Annotated in this window: 15 protein-coding genes; 6 read left to right on the top strand and 9 right to left on the bottom strand. The window is 73.3% G+C overall.

Annotated elements, in window-relative coordinates; genetic code table 11:
• Positions 1-81: 81 nt before the first annotated feature.
• Both ACFV7Q_RS15320 and ACFV7Q_RS15315 read right to left on the bottom strand, forming a co-directional pair.
• Positions 82-1,332 (bottom strand): sensor histidine kinase, encoded by a 1,251-nt coding sequence (locus tag ACFV7Q_RS15320; protein ID WP_385428538.1) that lies wholly within the window; start codon positions 1,330-1,332, stop codon positions 82-84.
• 5 nt (positions 1,333-1,337) lie between these two features.
• Entirely contained in the window at positions 1,338-1,991 is a 654-nt protein-coding gene (locus ACFV7Q_RS15315) for a response regulator transcription factor (protein ID WP_179178221.1), read from the bottom strand.
• 255 nt (positions 1,992-2,246) lie between these two features.
• On the opposite strand from ACFV7Q_RS15315, the gene ACFV7Q_RS15310 reads away from it, so the two are divergent.
• Positions 2,247-2,414 carry a hypothetical protein gene (locus ACFV7Q_RS15310; protein ID WP_385428537.1) on the top strand — a complete coding sequence of 56 codons (168 nt, stop codon included), beginning with the start codon at positions 2,247-2,249 and terminating at the stop codon, positions 2,412-2,414.
• Between the two features lie 89 nt (positions 2,415-2,503).
• Here the strand turns inward: ACFV7Q_RS15310 and ACFV7Q_RS15305 are convergent, their stop codons facing one another.
• Together ACFV7Q_RS15305 and ACFV7Q_RS15300 are read right to left on the bottom strand one after the other, a co-directional pair.
• A complete protein-coding gene (locus tag ACFV7Q_RS15305; RefSeq protein WP_385428535.1) occupies positions 2,504-3,334 on the bottom strand; it encodes an inositol monophosphatase family protein in 831 nt (276 codons plus the stop codon).
• 13 nt (positions 3,335-3,347) lie between these two features.
• Positions 3,348-4,517, bottom strand: coding sequence for a ferrochelatase (locus ACFV7Q_RS15300; protein ID WP_385428533.1), 1,170 nt, complete (start codon positions 4,515-4,517; stop codon positions 3,348-3,350).
• Between the two features lie 171 nt (positions 4,518-4,688).
• Between ACFV7Q_RS15300 and ACFV7Q_RS15295 the strand changes: the two genes are divergently transcribed.
• The 3 genes from ACFV7Q_RS15295 to sepH all read left to right on the top strand — a co-directional run bounded on the left by ACFV7Q_RS15295 (position 4,689) and on the right by sepH (position 8,921).
• The gene (locus tag ACFV7Q_RS15295) at positions 4,689-5,969 is read left to right on the top strand and encodes an MFS transporter (protein ID WP_385428532.1); all 1,281 of its coding nucleotides are present in this window, start codon (positions 4,689-4,691) and stop codon (positions 5,967-5,969) included.
• Positions 5,896-7,248 (top strand): D-arabinono-1,4-lactone oxidase, encoded by a 1,353-nt coding sequence (locus tag ACFV7Q_RS15290; protein WP_385428530.1) that lies wholly within the window; start codon positions 5,896-5,898, stop codon positions 7,246-7,248. Before ACFV7Q_RS15295 ends, ACFV7Q_RS15290 begins: the two co-directional genes overlap by 74 nt.
• A 632-nt stretch (positions 7,249-7,880) precedes the next feature.
• Positions 7,881-8,921 carry a septation protein SepH gene (gene sepH / locus ACFV7Q_RS15285; protein ID WP_385428529.1) on the top strand — a complete coding sequence of 347 codons (1,041 nt, stop codon included), beginning with the start codon at positions 7,881-7,883 and terminating at the stop codon, positions 8,919-8,921.
• Between the two features lie 85 nt (positions 8,922-9,006).
• On the opposite strand, the gene ACFV7Q_RS15280 is transcribed toward sepH, so the two are convergent.
• Positions 9,007-9,852 carry a sulfurtransferase gene (locus ACFV7Q_RS15280; RefSeq protein WP_385428527.1) on the bottom strand — a complete coding sequence of 282 codons (846 nt, stop codon included), beginning with the start codon at positions 9,850-9,852 and terminating at the stop codon, positions 9,007-9,009.
• Between the two features lie 175 nt (positions 9,853-10,027).
• Between ACFV7Q_RS15280 and ACFV7Q_RS15275 the strand changes: the two genes are divergently transcribed.
• On the top strand, positions 10,028-10,843 hold the full coding sequence (locus ACFV7Q_RS15275) for a VOC family protein (RefSeq protein WP_385428525.1): 816 nt from the start codon (positions 10,028-10,030) through the stop codon (positions 10,841-10,843).
• 130 nt (positions 10,844-10,973) lie between these two features.
• Here the strand turns inward: ACFV7Q_RS15275 and ACFV7Q_RS15270 are convergent, their stop codons facing one another.
• From ACFV7Q_RS15270 to ACFV7Q_RS15255, 4 genes are all read right to left on the bottom strand, one after another.
• Positions 10,974-11,624, bottom strand: coding sequence for a thymidine kinase (locus tag ACFV7Q_RS15270; protein WP_385428523.1), 651 nt, complete (start codon positions 11,622-11,624; stop codon positions 10,974-10,976).
• 114 nt (positions 11,625-11,738) lie between these two features.
• Positions 11,739-12,941 (bottom strand): alkaline phosphatase family protein, encoded by a 1,203-nt coding sequence (locus tag ACFV7Q_RS15265; RefSeq protein WP_385428521.1) that lies wholly within the window; start codon positions 12,939-12,941, stop codon positions 11,739-11,741.
• Entirely contained in the window at positions 12,941-13,537 is a 597-nt protein-coding gene (locus tag ACFV7Q_RS15260) for a DUF5998 family protein (RefSeq protein ID WP_179175222.1), read from the bottom strand. Before ACFV7Q_RS15260 ends, ACFV7Q_RS15265 begins: the two co-directional genes overlap by 1 nt.
• 51 nt (positions 13,538-13,588) lie before the next feature.
• Positions 13,589-16,300: a GNAT family N-acetyltransferase gene (locus ACFV7Q_RS15255; RefSeq protein WP_385428519.1), complete on the bottom strand. Its 2,712-nt coding sequence runs from the start codon at positions 16,298-16,300 to the stop codon at positions 13,589-13,591.
• Positions 16,301-16,553: 253 nt separating this feature from the next.
• On the opposite strand from ACFV7Q_RS15255, the gene ACFV7Q_RS15250 reads away from it, so the two are divergent.
• Entirely contained in the window at positions 16,554-16,835 is a 282-nt protein-coding gene (locus ACFV7Q_RS15250) for an HPr family phosphocarrier protein (protein WP_385428517.1), read from the top strand.
• Positions 16,836-16,892 lie beyond the last annotated feature (57 nt).

Below are 16,892 nucleotides of genomic sequence, written 5' to 3'. Positions count from 1 at the left end.
GCGACCATGTGACCGATCACACAGAATTCAACTTGTTCAAGGAACAGCTATTCAGCTTTTGGCGAACAAGGATTCGGGGTCTCAGAGGGGCAACGTGACACGCATCACGAGACCTCCACCCTCCCTGGGCGTCGCCGTGATCCGCCCGCCGTGTGCGCGCGCCACGGAGCGCGCGATGGACAGGCCCAGCCCGACGCCCTTGTCGCTGCCCGTGCGCTCCGTACGCAGCCGCCTGAAGGGCTCGAAGAGGTTGTCCACCTCGTACGCGGGGACCACCGGACCGGTGTTCGACACCACGAGGACCGCCTGGCCGTGCTGGGCCTCGGTGGTGACCTCCACCCAGCCGCCCTCCGACACGTTGTACCGGACGGCGTTCTGCACCAGGTTGAGCGCGATCCGCTCCAGCAGCACGCCGTTGCCCTGCACCACGGCCGCGGCGCGCTCCCCGCGGATCTCCACGCCCTTCGCCGCCGCCTCCGCCCGGGCCTGGTCGAGGGCACGTGAGGCGACCTCGGCCAGGTCCACGGGCTTGCGCTCGACGATCTGGTTCTCGCTGCGGGCGAGCAGCAGCAGGCCCTCGACCAGCTGCTCGCTGCGCTCGTTGGTCGCGAGCAGGGTCTTGCCCAGCTGTTGCAGCTCCACGGGCGCACCCGGATCGGACAGGTGCACTTCAAGCAACGTCCGGTTGATCGCCAGCGGCGTGCGCAGCTCGTGCGAGGCGTTGGCGACGAACCGCTGCTGGGCGGTGAAGGCCCGCTCCAGGCGGTCGAGCATCTCGTCGAAGGTGTCGGCGAGCTCCTTGAGCTCGTCGTCCGGCCCGTCCAGCTCGATGCGCCGGGTCAGGTCGGAGCCCACGACGCGGCGGGCGGTACGGGTGATCTTGCCCAGCGGGGAGAGCACCCGGCCCGCCATGGCGTAGCCGAAGGCGAAGGCGATGATGCTCAGGCCCAGCAGGGCCATCAGCGACCGGCTGAGCAGGTCGTCCAGCGCGTGCCGGCGCTGTTCGAGGATGCACGCCTGGATCGCCGTGTTGAACTGCTCGGCCGACTGGTCGGCCCCTACACCGGGGCAGGTGGGGCTGGAGACCACGATCTTCTGCCCGCTGACGCTGATGATCTTGAACGGCAGGGCGTTGCCCTCCCGCAGCGCCTGCGCCGCCAGCAGGTAGATGATCGACAGCAGCAGGATCCCGGCGATCAGGAACATGCCGCCGTACAGGAGTGTGAGGCGTATGCGGATGGTGGGGCGGAGCCAAGGGAAGGGACCCTCGGGCTGGCCGGGGTCCCAGGTCGGTTTCGGAGGCGCGGACGGCGGCGCCGGAGCCGGTGCCACCCGCGTCAGATCCGGTATCCGGAACCGGGCACGGTCACGATGACCGGCGGCTCCCCGAGTTTGCGGCGCAGGGTCATGACCGTGACCCGGACCACGTTGGTGAACGGGTCGGTGTTCTCGTCCCATGCCTTCTCCAGCAGCTGCTCGGCGGAGACGACGGTCCCCTCGCTCCGCATGAGGACCTCCAGCACCGCGAACTCCTTGGGGGCCAACTGCACCTCGCGGCCCTCACGGAACACCTCACGCCGGTTCGGGTCGAGTCTGATCCCGGCCCGCTCCAGCACGGGCGGCAGGGCGACGGTCGTACGCCGCCCGAGGGCGCGCACGCGGGCGGTCAGCTCGGTGAACGCGAAGGGCTTGGGCAGGTAGTCGTCAGCCCCGAGCTCCAGCCCCTCCACCCGGTCGCTCACGTCCCCCGAAGCGGTCAGCATCAGCACCCGCGTGGGCACGCCCAGCTCGACGATCTTCCGGCAGACGTCGTCGCCGTGCACGAGCGGGAGGTCCCGGTCCAGCACGACGACGTCGTAGTCGTTGACCTCGACGCGCTCCAGGGCCGCGGCGCCGTCGTACACGACGTCCACGGCCATGGCCTCGCGGCGCAGTCCGGTGGCCACCGCATCGGCGAGCAGCTGCTCGTCCTCGACGACGAGTACGCGCACGTCGTTTCCTTCCTCCGAGCCCTCAGGGCACACGTGTGTTGCGCCGACCATCCTGCCCGTTTCAGCCGTAAACCGGCTGTAAGGCGCCACACGGGGCCCGATCCGGGCCCGATCCGAGGTGGAAGTGTGGATTCCCTGGCCTTGCGAGGTTTCTGGGCCCAGGGTGCCGGGGAGGACGTCAGCACACCCCGACCACTCCCTGACGGCGGACTGCCGCGTGCCGCCGCCGACCCATGAAGAGGGGGCGAACCCACCATGGACGCATTCACCGCAGGTCTCATGCAGCGCATCAGGACCACGCAGTCCGACCTCCAGCACGCCCGTGAGACGGGCGACGACCACCTCGTGGAAGTGGAGCAGGCCGAACTGGAGGATCTCCAGCGCCTCGCCGCCGAACACGGAGTGCCCGTCTCCGCCTGTTGACCCTCCCCCGCCACCCACGGACCCCGGCCGCCCTCGGGCGGCCGGGGTCCCCGCACCTGCTCCGCGCCGTCCGGCCGTAGCGCCGCGCGCTAGTCGTGCCAGGCCCCTGCCGCCTCCAGCAGCGGCTGCAGCGCCTCGAACACGGCCGGCGTGCCCGCGAGCGCCAGCTCGCCGGAGGCGGGCTCCCCCGGCCGGCCGCCGGTCAGCGCCCCCGCCTCGCGGGCGATCAGCACCCCCGCCGCCAGGTCCCAGGGGTTGAGCCCCCGCTCGTAGTACGCGTCCAGCCGTCCCGCGGCCACGTCGCAGAGGTCGATGGCCGCCGACCCGCCCCGCCGGATGTCGCGCACCCGCGGGACCACCTGCTGCACGACGTCCGCCTGCTGCGCCCTGCGGGGCTGGAGGTAGGCGAAGCCGGTGGCCACCAGGGCCTGGTCCAGCGGTGCGGCGGCGCGGCACGCGAGCCGGGTCTCCCCGAGCCACGCCCCGCCGCCGAGCACGGCACGGAAGGTCTCCCGGCGCAGGGGGACCGCCACGACCCCGACCAAGGTCTCGCCCCGGTACTCGGCCGCGACGGACACGCTCCAGGCGGGCAGCCCGTACAGGTAGTTGACGGTGCCGTCCAGCGGGTCCACGATCCAGCGCACCCCGCTGGTGCCCGGCCGGTCCGCGCCCTCCTCGCCGAGCAGCCCGTCGTCCGGCCGCCTCCGCTCCAGGACACGGGTGATCAGCTTCTCGGCGGCGAGGTCCATCTCGGTCACCACGTCGATCGGGCTGCTCTTCGTCGCGGCCACCGCCAGATCGGCCGGCCTACCGTCCCGCAGCAGCTCTCCGGCGGCCCCGGCGGCCTCCAGCGCCACCTCCAGCAGCTCGGCCGCCAGCCCGTCCGGGGCCCCGGCCCCCTCGTGCGTCTCGGATGTCACGGTCCGCTCCCCCTCACGCGTACGGGCTGTCGGCACCCGCGGCCGCCGGCCGGGCGGTCCGCGCCGGGCAGCAGCCGGTCGGGCACAGGTCGTGGCTCGGCCCGAGCAGCCCCAGGGCGCACCGCTCCACCGGCTCGCCCCGCTCCGCCGCGGCCCGCTCCAGCACCAGCTCCCGGACCGCTGCCGCGAAGCGCGGGTCGGCCCCCACGGTCGCCGAGCGCACCGCCGGCAGCCCCAGCTCCGCGGCCTTGGCCATGGCCTCGGTGTCGAGGTCGTACATGACCTCCATGTGGTCCGAGACGAAGCCGATCGGCACCATCACCACCGCCGGCGCACCCGCACCGTGGAGCGCCTCCAGGTGGTCGCAGACGTCGGGCTCCAGCCACGGGACGTGCGGGGCGCCGCTGCGCGACTGGTAGACCAGCTCCCAGGGCCGCTCGGCACCCGTCTCGGCGCGCACCGCGTCCGCGATCACCTTCGCGACGTCCAGGTGCTGCCGGACGTACGCCCCGCCCTCACCGCCGGTCGTGTGCTCCCCGGCCGGGCCGGAGGCGTCCGCGGACGCGGTGGGGATCGAGTGCGTGGTGAAGGCCAGGTGTGCGCCGGCGCGCACCTCCTGCGGCAGCGACTCCAGCGCCGCCAGCACCCCGTCGATCATCGGCTGTACGAAGCCGGGGTGGTTGAAGTAGTGCCGCAGCTTGTCGACCCGCGGCAGCTCGGCCACGCCCTCCTGCTCCAGGGCGGCCAGTGCGTCCGCGAGGTTCTCGCGGTACTGGCGGCAGCCCGAGTACGAGGCGTAGGCGCTGGTCGCCAGCACCGCGATGCGCCGCCGTCCGTCGGCGGCCATCTCCCGCACGGCGTCGGTGAGGTAGGGCGCCCAGTTGCGGTTGCCCCAGTAGACGGGCAGGTCCAGTCCGTGTTCGGCGAAGTCCTTGCGCAGCGCGTCCAGCAGCTCGCGGTTCTGCGCGTTGATCGGGCTGACCCCGCCGAAGCCGAAGTAGTGCTGTCCGACCTCCTTGAGCCGCTCGCGCGGGATCCCGCGCCCGCGCGTGACGTTCTCCAGGAAGGGGACGACGTCGTCGGGTCCCTCGGGCCCTCCGAACGAGAGCAGCAGGAGGGCGTCGTAGGGGCCGGCAGGGCCTTGGGCCGGGGGCGAGGCGGCGGCGCGGAGCTGGTCTGACATGCCTCGAATCCTGCCACCCGGCCCCCTGGGCGGGGAACGGGGCCCGCCGCGACCCACCCCCGCAGGCCACAGGTAAGGTAAACCTAACTTCCTGTCTGGATCACCCCCGTGCGGGCGCCTGTCGGCACACGTAACCTGTATGGGCCAGCGACGTCCCTTACGGAGGGCACCTTGCCCAGTCCCTACCGCGCCATCTTCGCCGCCCCCGGCACCAAGGGGTTCAGCGCTGCCGGCTTCATAGGCCGGATGCCGCTGTCGATGGTCGGCGTCGGCATCCTCACCATGATCTCCGAGATCACCGGCCGATACGCACTGGCCGGCGCGCTCACCGCGACCCTGGCCCTGTCGGCCGCCGTCGTCGGCCCGCAGGTCTCCCGCCTGGTCGACCAGCACGGCCAGCGGCGGGTACTCCGCCCCGCCACCGTGATCGCGCTCGCCGCGGTCGCCGGACTCCTGCTGTCCGCGGCGAACGGGCTCCCGGACTGGACCCTGTTCGTCTTCTCGGCGCTGGCGGGCTGCGTACCGAGCGTCGGCTCGATGATCCGCGCCCGCTGGACCGCGCTCTACCGCGACCAGCCGCGCGAGCTGCACACCGCGTACTCCTTCGAGTCCGTCGTCGACGAGGTCTGCTTCATCTTCGGCCCGATCCTCGCCATCGGCCTGTCGACCACCTGGTTCCCCGAGGCCGGCCCGCTGGTCGCCGCGCTCTGCCTGCTGGTGGGCGTCTGGTGGCTGACGGCTCAGCGCGCCACCGAGCCGCCCCCGCACCCGCGCGACCCCGCCGCCGACCGCACCTCCGCGCTGGCCTCCCCCGGCCTGCAGGTGCTGATGGCCACCTTCGTCGCGACCGGCGCGATCTTCGGCTCCATCGACGTGGTCACCCTGGCCTTCGCCGAGGAGCAGGGCCACAAGTCCGCGGCCAGCTTCATCCTCGCGATCTGGGCGGCCGGCTCCTGCATCGCGGGCATCGTCTTCGGACTCCTCCACCTGAAGGGGAAGGCCGAACGCCGTTGGGTACTGGGCGTATGCGCGATGGCCGTGAGTATGATCCCCCTCCTACTGGCCGGGAACCTGCCGTTCTTGGCCGTGGCGCTCTTCGTCTCGGGCCTCGCGATCGCTCCCACGATGATCACCACGATGGCCCTGATAGAGGCGCACGTACCACGCGCGAAGTTGACCGAGGGCATGACCTGGATCAGCACCGGCCTCGCGGTCGGCGTCGCGCTCGGGTCCTCCGTGGCCGGCTGGGTCATCGACGCGGCCGGCGCGAAGACCGGGTACGTCGTTTCCATCTCGGCGGGGACCGCCGCGGCTGCGGTCGCGTTCGCGGGTTACCGCCGGCTGACGAGGTCGGCGCAAGGGGAGGAGCCAGCTGACGATGGGGACGGTCACAGCAGGACGGAAGCAGCCGGGGGCACCGGGCACGCCGCGGAATCCGGCAGCATGGCGTAACTGGGCGGGCAACGTCACCGCCGCACCGGCACGGGTGGTGACCCCGACCTCGGTCGGGGAGGTCCAGGAGGCCGTCCGGCGGGCCACCGAGGACGGGCTGCGGGTGAAGGCGGTCGGTTCCGGCCACTCCTTCACCGCGGCCGCCGCCACCGACGGGGTGCTCCTGCGCCCCCAGGCGCTCGCCGGGATCCTCGGCATCGACCGGTCCGCCGGCACCGTGACGGTCGCGGCGGGCACGGCACTGAAGGACCTCAACCGGGCCCTCGCCGCCGAGGGGCTGTCGCTCACGAACATGGGCGACATCATGGAGCAGACCGTCTCGGGTGCGACCAGCACCGGCACCCACGGCACCGGCCGCGACTCCGCCTCCATCGCCGCCCAGATACGCGGCCTGGAGCTGGTCACCGCCGACGGGCGACTGCTCGCCTGCTCGGAGAAGGAGAACCCCGAGGTCTTCTCGGCCGCCCGGATCGGCCTCGGCGCGCTCGGCATCGTCACCGCGATCACCTTCGCCGTCGAGCCGCTGTTCTTCCTGACCGCCCGTGAGGAGCCCATGCGCTTCGACCGGGTGACCGCGGAGTTCGAGGAGCACTTCGCGGAGAACGAGCACTTCGAGTTCTATTGGTTCCCGCACACCGGCAACTGCAACACCAAGCGCAACAACCGCAGCCAGGGCCCCGCCGCCCCGCCCGGGCCGGTGAGCGCCTGGATCGAGGACGAGCTCCTGTCCAACGGCGTCTTCCAGGCCGTCAACTCCCTGGGCCGGGCCGTCCCGGCGGCGATACCCGGCATCGCCCGGATCGCCAGCCGCGCCCTGTCCGCGCGCACCTACACCGACATCCCGTACAAGGTGTACACCAGCCCGCGCCGGGTGCGGTTCGTGGAGATGGAGTACGCCCTTCCGCGCGAGCACGCCGTCGAGGCGCTGCGGGAGCTCAAGGCGATGGTCGACCGCTCCCGACTGCGCATCAGCTTCCCCGTGGAGGTGCGCACGGCCCCGGCGGACGACATCGCCCTGTCCACGGCCTCGGGGCGGGACACGGCGTACATCGCCGTGCACATGTACAGGGGCACCCCGTACCAGGCCTACTTCACCGCCGCCGAGCGCATCTTCACCGCGTACGGCGGGCGGCCCCACTGGGGCAAGGTGCACACGCGGGACGCGCAGTACTTGGCCGAGGCCTATCCGCGGTTCGGGGAGTTCACCGCCCTGCGGGACCGACTGGACCCGGACCGGCTGTTCGGCAACGACTACCTCAGGCGGGTGCTGGGCGACTGAACCCGCGCGGGCCTCCGCCCGGGTGACACCCGCCCCGGACCGGGCAGGACCCGGGGCGGGGCGGGGCCGGACCCGGGTCCCGGGTCCCGGGTCGCCACGGGTCCCGGGCGTCCGGTCCTGTCCCGCCGTCACCTGGAGTGTGTCGCACCACTCTTGCACTCACCCGGCCCCATCGCTCCCGGGAGTCACTCCACCCCCGAGCGAAACGAACGCCTCCGTTTTTGCGGATCCTCTACACCAAGACACCAGAAAACGGGCACGGTCGCAGGCCCGACACGATCCTGGGCAGCCCAACGGCCGCCGACACGGCCAAGTTCGGCGGCGCGGCGGTCCACCGCGGTGGCCCGAATGGAGTACTGTGGCGAGGCCTGGGGCCGTCCTTCCTTTCGGCTGTCCGGACCCAGGAGATGGGGGCCGGTTGACGGAGAAGCGGCACTCGGACCGGTGATGCCGCGGCATTGCACGGGCGCCTGCTGCGCACAGTAACCACTCGGTCACTGTGCGTACCCAACAGGTAACCGTGCCATAACGGCGATCAAGGGCGCATGCCCGACACGCCGGTTTAACTCGGCAAGGTTGTGGCAGGCTGCACCCGGGCAGGCCACACTCGACTAGCGGAAGCAGCGACGCACGTGACGTCGGCAGGCACCACCCGGGAGGTCCCCATGCCCGAACTGCGTGTCGTGGCCGTCTCCAATGACGGCACACGACTGGTGCTCAAGGCTGCGGACAGCACGGAGTACACCCTTCCGATCGACGAGCGGCTTCGGGCTGCCGTGCGCAACGACCGCGCGCGCCTGAACCAGATCGAGATCGAGGTGGAGAGCCACCTCCGCCCCCGCGACATCCAGGCGCGCATACGGGCCGGAGCCTCCGCGGAGGAGGTCGCTCAGCTCGCCGGCATCCCCGTCGACCGCGTACGCCGCTTCGAGGGGCCGGTGCTCGCCGAGCGCGCCTTCATGGCGGAGCGGGCCCGCAAGACCCCCGTACGCCGCCCCGGCGAGAACACCGGGCCCCAGCTCGGTGAGGCCGTGCAGGAGCGGCTGCTGATCCGGGGCGTCGACAAGGACTCCGTCCAGTGGGACTCCTGGCGCCGCGACGACGGCACCTGGGAGGTCCTGCTGGTCTACCGCGTCGCGGGCGAGACCCACTCGGCCAGCTGGACGTACGACCCGCCGCGCCGCCTGGTCGTGGCCGTGGACGACGAGGCCCGCGCGCTGATCGGCGAGGCCGACGACCTGCCGACCACCCCGGAGCCCAGCTACCCGTTCGTGCCGAGGATCGCCCGGCTGCCCCGGGACCGGCCGCTCGACCGCACCCTCGACCGGCCGGAGCGCCCCGTGGCGCCCGCGCCGGAGCCGGAGGAGGAGCGGGACACGCTGACCAGCCTGCTGGAGGCGGTGCCGAGCTTCCGCGGCGACCTCGTGGTCCCCGAGCGCGACGACCCCCCGGCGGAGGAGGTCGAGGCCGAGGAGCCCCCGGCGGCCTCGGCGGGTGCGGGCGCCGCGTACGCGGACGTCCTCATGCCGCGGACGGTGGCCGGTCACCGCGAGCGCCTGACCGGCACCACGGACCGCCAGGCCGAGGCCGACGGCGTCCGCCCGGGCCGCCGCGCGGCGGTCCCCAGCTGGGACGAGATCGTCTTCGGCACCCGACGCAAGAAACAGGAGTAGCGGCCGACGGGCCACCCGCCGGGCCCGGGCGCGACCGCCGTTGCGCCCCGGCCCGGCGGACTTCTGGGCCCCTCCGGGCTTCCGCCTACTGGGGCTCGGGACCCGTGGCCACCGGCCGGTCCGGGTCCGAGGACCACTCCGACCAACTGCCGGCGTACAGCGCGGCCGGGATCCCTGCCACCTCCAGGGCCAGCACCTCGTGCGCCCCGGACACACCCGAACCGCAGTACACCCCCACCGGGACGTCACCACCCGCGCCCAGCGCGTCGAAGCGCGCCCGCAGCTCCTCCACCGGCCGGAACAGCCCGTCCGGTCCCACGTTCTCCGTCGTCGGCGCCGACACCGCCCCGGGGACGTGCCCGCCGACCGGGTCGATCGGCTCCACCTCGCCCCGGTAACGCTCCGCCGCCCGCGCGTCCAGCAGGAGACCGCTGCGCGCGAGGGCCGCCGCCGCGTCCGCGTCCAGCAGACCGACGGCTCCCGGACTTGGCTTGAAATCGCCCTGGACAGGGGTCGGCGACTCGGACGACAGCACACCACCCGCCGCGGTCCACGCGGCCAGGCCGCCGTCCAGCACCCGGACCCGCGTGTGCCCCGTCCAGCGCAGCAGCCACCACGCGCGGGCCGCGGCCCAGCCCAGGCCCCCGTCGTACACGACCACGTCCGTGTCCGCGCCGACCCCGGCCCGGCGCATCACCGCACCGAACTCGTCCGGGTCCGGCAGCGGATGGCGCCCGCCCGGCCCCGGCGGACCAGCCAGTTCGCGGTCCAGGTCGACGTACACGGCACCCGGCAGGTGCCCGGCCTCGTACGCGGACCGCTGATCGGGTCCGCCCAGCTGCCAGCGGACGTCCAGCAGCACCGGCGGCCGCGGACCGGCCAGCACGCCCGCCAGCTCGGCGGCGGAGAGAATCGCAGTGTTCGCAGTCATGCAGCCATCTTCCTCCCCGCCCCGCGGCCCGCGTAACAAGCCCGATACGGGCGGGCCGCACCGATTCGGTCATGTACCCCCGCTCCGGCGAACTCCGGCCGGTCGGGGCGCGCCGGACCCGCCGGAGTGCAACCATCTGCTCCGGCACAGACCCACGAGGGAGGAAACGGCTGACATGAGCGAGGCAGCACACGCGACGCGGCGCCCGCCCGGCACCCCGTGCTGGTCGAGTCTGATGGTGCACGGCCTCGGGACCACCGAGGCCTTCTACACCGACCTCTTCGGCTGGGAGTACGAGCCCGGCCCCGAATCCTTCGGCCCGTACGTCCGCGCCCTCCTCGGCGGCCAGGAGGTGGCCGGGATCGGCGAGATGCCGCCGGACCGGAACCTTCCGGTGACCTGGACGACGTACTTCGCCACCGACGACGCCGACGCGGCGGCCGAGGCGGTCCGCTCCTGCGGCGGCACGGTCGCCGTGGGCCCGCTCGACGCGGCGGGCGCGGCCCGTACTGCGATCTGCTCCGACCCCCTGGGGGCGGTGTTCGGGCTGTGGCAGGCCGAGGAGAGCGCCGGGACCCGCTTGTCCGGCGTCCACGGCACCCCCGTCTGGGCCGAGCTGGTCACCCAGGACACCACGACCGTGGGCAAGTTCTACGAGCACGTCTTCGGCCACGAGGCCGTGCAGCGCACCACAGCTCCCGCCTCGGCCGCCGCGCCCCCCGACTTCGACTACCTGACCCTGCTGCTCGACGGCCGGCCGGTCGCCGCCGTGCACGGTGTCGGACGCTCCCTCCCGCACGACCGCGGCCCGCACTGGATGACGTACTTCGCCGTCGACGACGCCGACGCGGCCGCGGCCCTGGTGCACCGGCTGGGCGGGCGCGTGGTCCAGCCGCCCCGTGAGGGCCTCACCGGCCGGGTCACCACGGTCACGGACCCCGAGGGTGCCCTGCTCGCCCTCGTCGAACTCCGCCCCGGCAACGGCCTCTGAACGCCCGGGGCGCTCCGGTGCAGATGCGGCTGGACCGGCTCCCGGCCGACCAGGGCGGCTCGGCGGCGGCCGTGCCGCGGAGCCCGGCCGGGTCAGCCGGCGTGGACCGGGTCAGGCGGGGTTGACCGGGTCAGGCGGGGTTGACCGGCAGGACGTCCGGGGAGATCGCCCCCGCCCGGGCCGCGGCGCTCGTCATGCGGCGCCGGTGGTGGCGGCGGCACAGGACCTCGTAACCGACCTCCTCCGGCGACCGGTTGACGTCGCCGACGACGACCTGCTCACCCTCCACGACCATCTCGCCGCCGACCGTGCGGGCGTTGTGCGTGGCGCGTGCCCCGCACCAGCACATGGCTTCCACCTGGAGGGTCTCGATCCGGTCCGCCAGCTCGATCAGCCGCTGCGAGCCCGGGAAGAGCTTGGTGCGGAAGTCCGTGGTGATGCCGAACGCGAAGACGTCCAGCCCCAGGTCGTCCACGACCCGGGCGAGCTGGTCGATCTGCTCGGGGGCGAGGAACTGCGCCTCGTCCACGATCACGTAGTCGACCTTGCCGCCCTGCGACATCTGGCCCACCAGGTAGGCGTACAGGTCCATGGCCGGGGCGGCCTCGACCGCCTCCGTCACCAGGCCGAGACGGGAGGAGAGCTTGCCCTGCCCGGCGCGGTCGTCGCGCGTGAAGATCACGCCCTGCAGCCCCCGTGCCGAGCGGTTGTGCCCGATCTGGAGCGCGAGGGTACTCTTCCCGCAATCCATCGTGCCGGAGAAAAACACCAGTTCAGGCATGGAGGAAACGGGACCTTCCGGGTCGTGGTGAGGAATGGGGGCCGGGGGAACCGGGGGCCGGGCAGGCCCGGTCCGGGCCGGGATCGGGTCGGTACGGGCGGGGCGTCGGGTCGGTCAGGTGCGCACTTCGAGCAGCGGGACGAGCTGCTCGGCCGCAGTCATCGAGCCGTGCATTCCGGTGAGTGCCGACTCGTTCGGCTCGTTCACGGACGCGGTGATCGCGACATCGGCGTGCGCGGCCGCGACCACATCGCCGATCCGCCCGAGGACGCGCTCGTCGCACTCCCCCGGCGGCCCGAACCAGCCCCTTTCCAGGGCCTCTTCGCGGCTCGCGATCCAGAACCGGTCGCCGAGCACCTCGCGCCACACCGTCAGCACGTCGGCCTCGGCGCCCGGTACCGCGTACACGTGCCGGGCCCGGCCCTCGCCGCCGAGCAGGGCCACGCCCGCGCCCAGCTCCCAGTCCTCGTCGAAGTCGATGCGGGAGTCCTCGTCGAAGGGGACGTCCACCATGCCGTGGTCGGCGGTCACGTACAGCGCGGTGCGCGGCGGCAGCTGTTCGGCGAGCCGCTGCACGAGCCGGTCGACGTACATCAGCTGGCCGCGCCAGGCGTCGGAGTCCACGCCGTGCCGGTGGCCGGCTCCGTCGAGCTCGCTGAAGTACGTGTAGACCAGCGAGCGGTCCCCGGCGGCGAGGCGCTCGGCCGCCAGGTCCATGCGCTCCTCGCCGGTCATACGGCCGAGGAAGGTGCCGCCGCTCAGCGCGATCTTGGTGAGCGGGGTGGTCTCGAAGGCGGGCGAGGACACCTGCGCGGTGGCCACTCCGGCCTCGGCCGCCAGCTGGAAGACGGTCGGGTACGGCTGCCAGGGCTTCGGCGGGGACCAGGGCTGCCAGCGGAGCTGGTTCATCAGCCCGCCGGTGGCGGGGTTGCGGACCGCGTAGCCGGGCAGCCCGTGCCGGGCCGGCGGCAGGCCGGTGCCGACGGAGGCCAGCGAGGTGGCGGTGGTCGCCGGGAAGCCCGCGGTGATCGGGCGGCCGGTGCCGCCGCGCGAGCTGCCGAGCAGGGAGGTCAGGAACGGGGCCTCGTCCGGGTGGGCCTTGATCTGCTCCCAGCCCATGCCGTCGACCAGGAACACGCAGTTGCGGTCGGCCGGCGTCAGCTCGGTGATGGCGGCGGTGAACCCGGGGACCCCGAGGCCGGCGACGAGGGTCGGCAGCAGGTCGGCGAGCGAGCCGGTCCCGTACTGCGGGACGGGGGCGCCTGCCAGGTCCAGCAGCTCCGGCTCGTCCCAGTTCGCGGGTACGGAGTAGGACATCAGCGGGCGGAGGAGGCGGTCGCCGCGGTCGCCTCCGACAGCGCCTGGGCGAAGAGGAGGGTCTGGCGGACCGCCTCGGGGCCGTCGCCGGCCTCACTGACGCGCAGGCTGAGGTCGTCGGCGGTGGAGTTGCCGGTGTAGCCGTGGTCGGAGTCGCAATTCGGGTCGCCGCAGGCGGCGGGCTCCAGGTCGATGCGGGAGACCGCGCCCCAGCCGATGGTCAGGACGACCTCGCGGGGCAGGGTGCCCGGCGTGTAGGACTCGGGGTTGGCGACGACACGGCTGAGCACCACCGAGGAGATCCCGGACAGCTTCACCGACTCGGTGGAGGTGGTCGCGTACGGGGACGGGGACCCGGAGTCGGCGGCCTGCTCGTCGGTGTGGCTCACGATGAAGCGGTTGCCGGTCAGGACCAGCACGGTGACGTGCCGGCGCACCTCGTTGGAGTCGAACGTCGTCTCCTGGTGGACCAGGTACGACGAGATCGGCTCGCCGCCCACAGCGGCCTCCACGGCCTCTGCCACGAGGGCCGGGTAGTAGCCGCTGCGCTCGATCGCCGCGCGCAGCCCCTGGGTCGTCGTACCGGATTTCGCCATGGGGTCCATCCTAAGGCCCGCAGGGGGCGCCCCGGCCGCCCCCGGACGCGCTCAGTAGCTGGGGAGTGTCCGGGGACCGAGATCGGTGCGGGCCGGAGGACGGGCGATGCGGACCGTGGCGCTCAGCACCGAGAGCCCCTCGGTGGCGACGACGACGGGTTCCAGGGTGACGCCGACCACTTCAGGGTGGCCGTCCACGAGGCGGGAGAGGCGCAGGAGCAGCTCCTCCAGGGCCGGGGTGTCGACGGGGTCGCTGCCGCGCCAACCGAAGAGGAGGGGCGCGGCCCGGATGGACCGGATCAGTCCGGCGACGTCCCGGTCGGTGGCCGGCACGATCCGGTGGGCGGTGTCGCCGAGCAGCTCGGAGGCGACGCCGGCGAGCCCGAACGACAGGACGGCGCCGGCGGCGGGGTCGATGACGGACCGCACGACCGTGTCCACGCCCCGCGGGACCATGGGCTGGACCACGGGCAGCAGCTCGACCGGCGAGCCGAGCAGGCCCGTGAGCTCGCCGTACGCACGGCGCAGCGCGGCCTCGTTGGCCAGGTCGAGGCGTACGCCGCCCAGGTCGGCCCGGTGGCGCAGGTGCGGGGCGGTGGTCTTGAGCGCGACCGGGTAGCCGAGGGCCTCGGCGGCCTTGACCGCGGCGTCGGCGCTGGGCGCCGGCAGGGTGGGCAGCACCCGGATCCCGTACCTGGCGAGCAGCGCCGCGGCGTCGGAGTCGGCGAGGGTGAGCACCCCGTCGCTGCCACCGACCTCGGCCAGGAGCCCGGCGAGCTGGGCCGCGGCCCCGGCCTCGTCGATGTCCTCGTACTCGGGGACGTGCCCGGACTCCGCGTTGGCCCGCCGCCACTGCCCGTAGCGGACGGACTCGGCGACGGCCCGTACGGCCCGCTCGGCGGCCGGGTAGGCGGGGATGCGCACGTCGGCGCGGGAGAGGGACTCCGCGAACCCGGCCAGCTCGACGTGGACGACCGCCACCGGCTTGCCGGGGTGCGCGGCGACGGCGTCGCGCAGGGCGTCGGCCAGGTCGTCGGCGCCCGCTCCCCCGTTCACCCACGGGATCGCGGTGACCACCACCGCGTCGTGGGCGTCGGAGGCCAGGGCGGCGGCCACGGCCCGCCCGAAGTCCGCCGGCGAGGCCGCCGTGGTCAGGTCGAGCGGGGCTCCGGGGCGCAGCCCCTGGGCCAGGCAGGCGTCGTAGGTGAGGAAGCCGAGGGATTCGGAATTGCCGAGGATCGCCACGCGCGGCCCGGCCGGCACCGGCTGCGAGACGAGCAGCAGCCCCACGTCCACCAGCTCGGTCACCGTGTCGACCCGGATCACGCCGGCCTGCCGCAGCAGCGCCGAGACGGTGCTCTCCGGCAGCCTGGTTCCGGGGACCACGTGGCCGGCCGGGGTGTGCCGGCCACCCTTGGCGACGACGACCGGTTTGACGGCGGCGGTACGGCGCGCGAGCCGGGTGAACTTCCTCGGGTTGCCGAGGGTTTCGAGGTACATCAGGGCCACGTCGGTGGCCTCGTCCTCGTACCAGTACTGGAGGATGTCGTTGCCGGAGACGTCGGCCCGGTTGCCCGCGGAGACGAAGGACGACAGGCCTTCGCCGCGCCGGAGCAGCGCGGACAGCAGCGCCATGCCGATCGCGCCGGACTGCGTGAACAACCCGATCCGGCCGGGGACGGGGGCCGGCACCGGGGCGAGCGAGGCGTTGAGGACCACCTCCGGGGCGGTGTTGATCACGCCGAACGCGTTCGGCCCGATCAGCCGCATCCCGTACGAGCGCACCTGCCGCACCAGTTCGCGCTGCCGGTCGAGCCCGGCCGGACCGCTCTCCCCGTACCCGGCGGACAGGACGACGAGCCCCTGGACGCCGTGCTCGCCGCAGTCGGCCACCACCTGCGGCACCCTCCCGGCGGGGACCGCGACGACCGCGAGGTCGACCGGGGCGTCGATCTCGCGGAGGGAGCGGTAGGCCCGTACGCCCTCCAGCAGGTCCCCTTCGACGCCGGCGGCCCGCGCCTCGTTCACGGCGTAGAGGTGGCCGCGGAATCCGCTGTCGCGCAGGTTCCGCAGGGCCGCCGCGCCGACGCCGACGCCGGAGCGGCTGACCCCTACCACCGCGACCGAGCCGGGGGCCAGCAACCGCTGCACGGAGCGGGCCTCGGCGCGCTGTTCGCGGGCACGCTGGACGGCCAGGGACTCGGCGGTGGGTTCGAGGTCGAGGGTGAGGTGGACGGAGCCGTCCTCGAAGCTGCGCTTCTGCTGGTACCCGGCGTCCGTGAACACCTTGATCATCTTGGTGTTGGCGGGCAGCACCTCCGCCGCGAACCGGCGGATGCCCCGCTCCCGGGCGACGGCCCCGATGTGTTCCAGCAGCGCGGAGGCGACGCCGCGGCCCTGGTGGGCGTCCTGGACGAGGAAGGCGACCTCGGCCTCGTCGGCGGGGGCGGAGGCGGGACGGCCGTCGGGGCCGATGCGGTCGTAGCGGACGGTGCCGATGAACTCCTCGCCGACGGTGGCCGCGAGGCCGACGCGGTCCACGTAGTCGTGATGCGTGAAGCGGTGGACGTCGCGGTCGGAGAGCCGGGGGTGGGGGGCGAAGAAGCGGTAGTACTTCGACTCGTCGGAGACCTGGTCGTAGAAGCTGACCAACCGCCCGGCGTCCTCGGTGGTGATGGGCCTGATCCGGGCGGTGCCGCCGTCCCGCAGGACGACGTCGGCTTCCCAGTGGGCCGGGTACGCGGGGTCCGACGCGGTGGTCATGCCGCGATCTTAAGGCCAGGACGGGCTGGAGGGCTCCTGCGCGGCGCATACGGCAATGCCGTGCGAACCGGTGCAAGCTGGGGTGCGTCGAGCGGCGGAAGGTCCGGGTCCGATGTCGGTCGGGAGTCGGTCGGGAGCCGGTCGCAGGCCGGGGCGTGGGCCGGGGCGGAGGCCGGGTCGTGGGCCGGTCCGAGCACTCGGGGCGTCGTGAGAGACTGGTCTAGACAACCGTGAGAACCTGAAGGGCATCACCATGGCAGAGCGCCGCGTCAACGTCGGCTGGACCGAGGGCCTGCACGCCCGTCCCGCCTCGATCTTCGTCCGGGCGACGACCGCTTCCGGCGTCCCGGTGACCATCGCGAAGGCCGACGGGAACCCCGTCAACGCCGCCTCCATGCTGGCGGTGCTGGGCCTGGGTGCCCAGGGCGGCGAGGAGATCATCCTGGCCTCCGAGGCCGAAGGTGCCGAGGTGGCACTGGACCGCCTCGCGAAGCTGGTCGCCGAGGGGCTGGAGGAGCTCCCCGAAACCGTCTGACCCTTCGGGTTCGATCCGCACGGACGGCGAAGCCGCGGTCTCCGGAATATCGGAGAC

Source organism: Streptomyces sp. NPDC059851, assembly GCF_042732005.1.
GTDB lineage: Bacteria > Actinomycetota > Actinomycetes > Streptomycetales > Streptomycetaceae > Streptomyces.
Note: the sequence above shows the minus strand (reverse complement) of the source record. Positions and strands in the feature narration are given on the sequence as shown.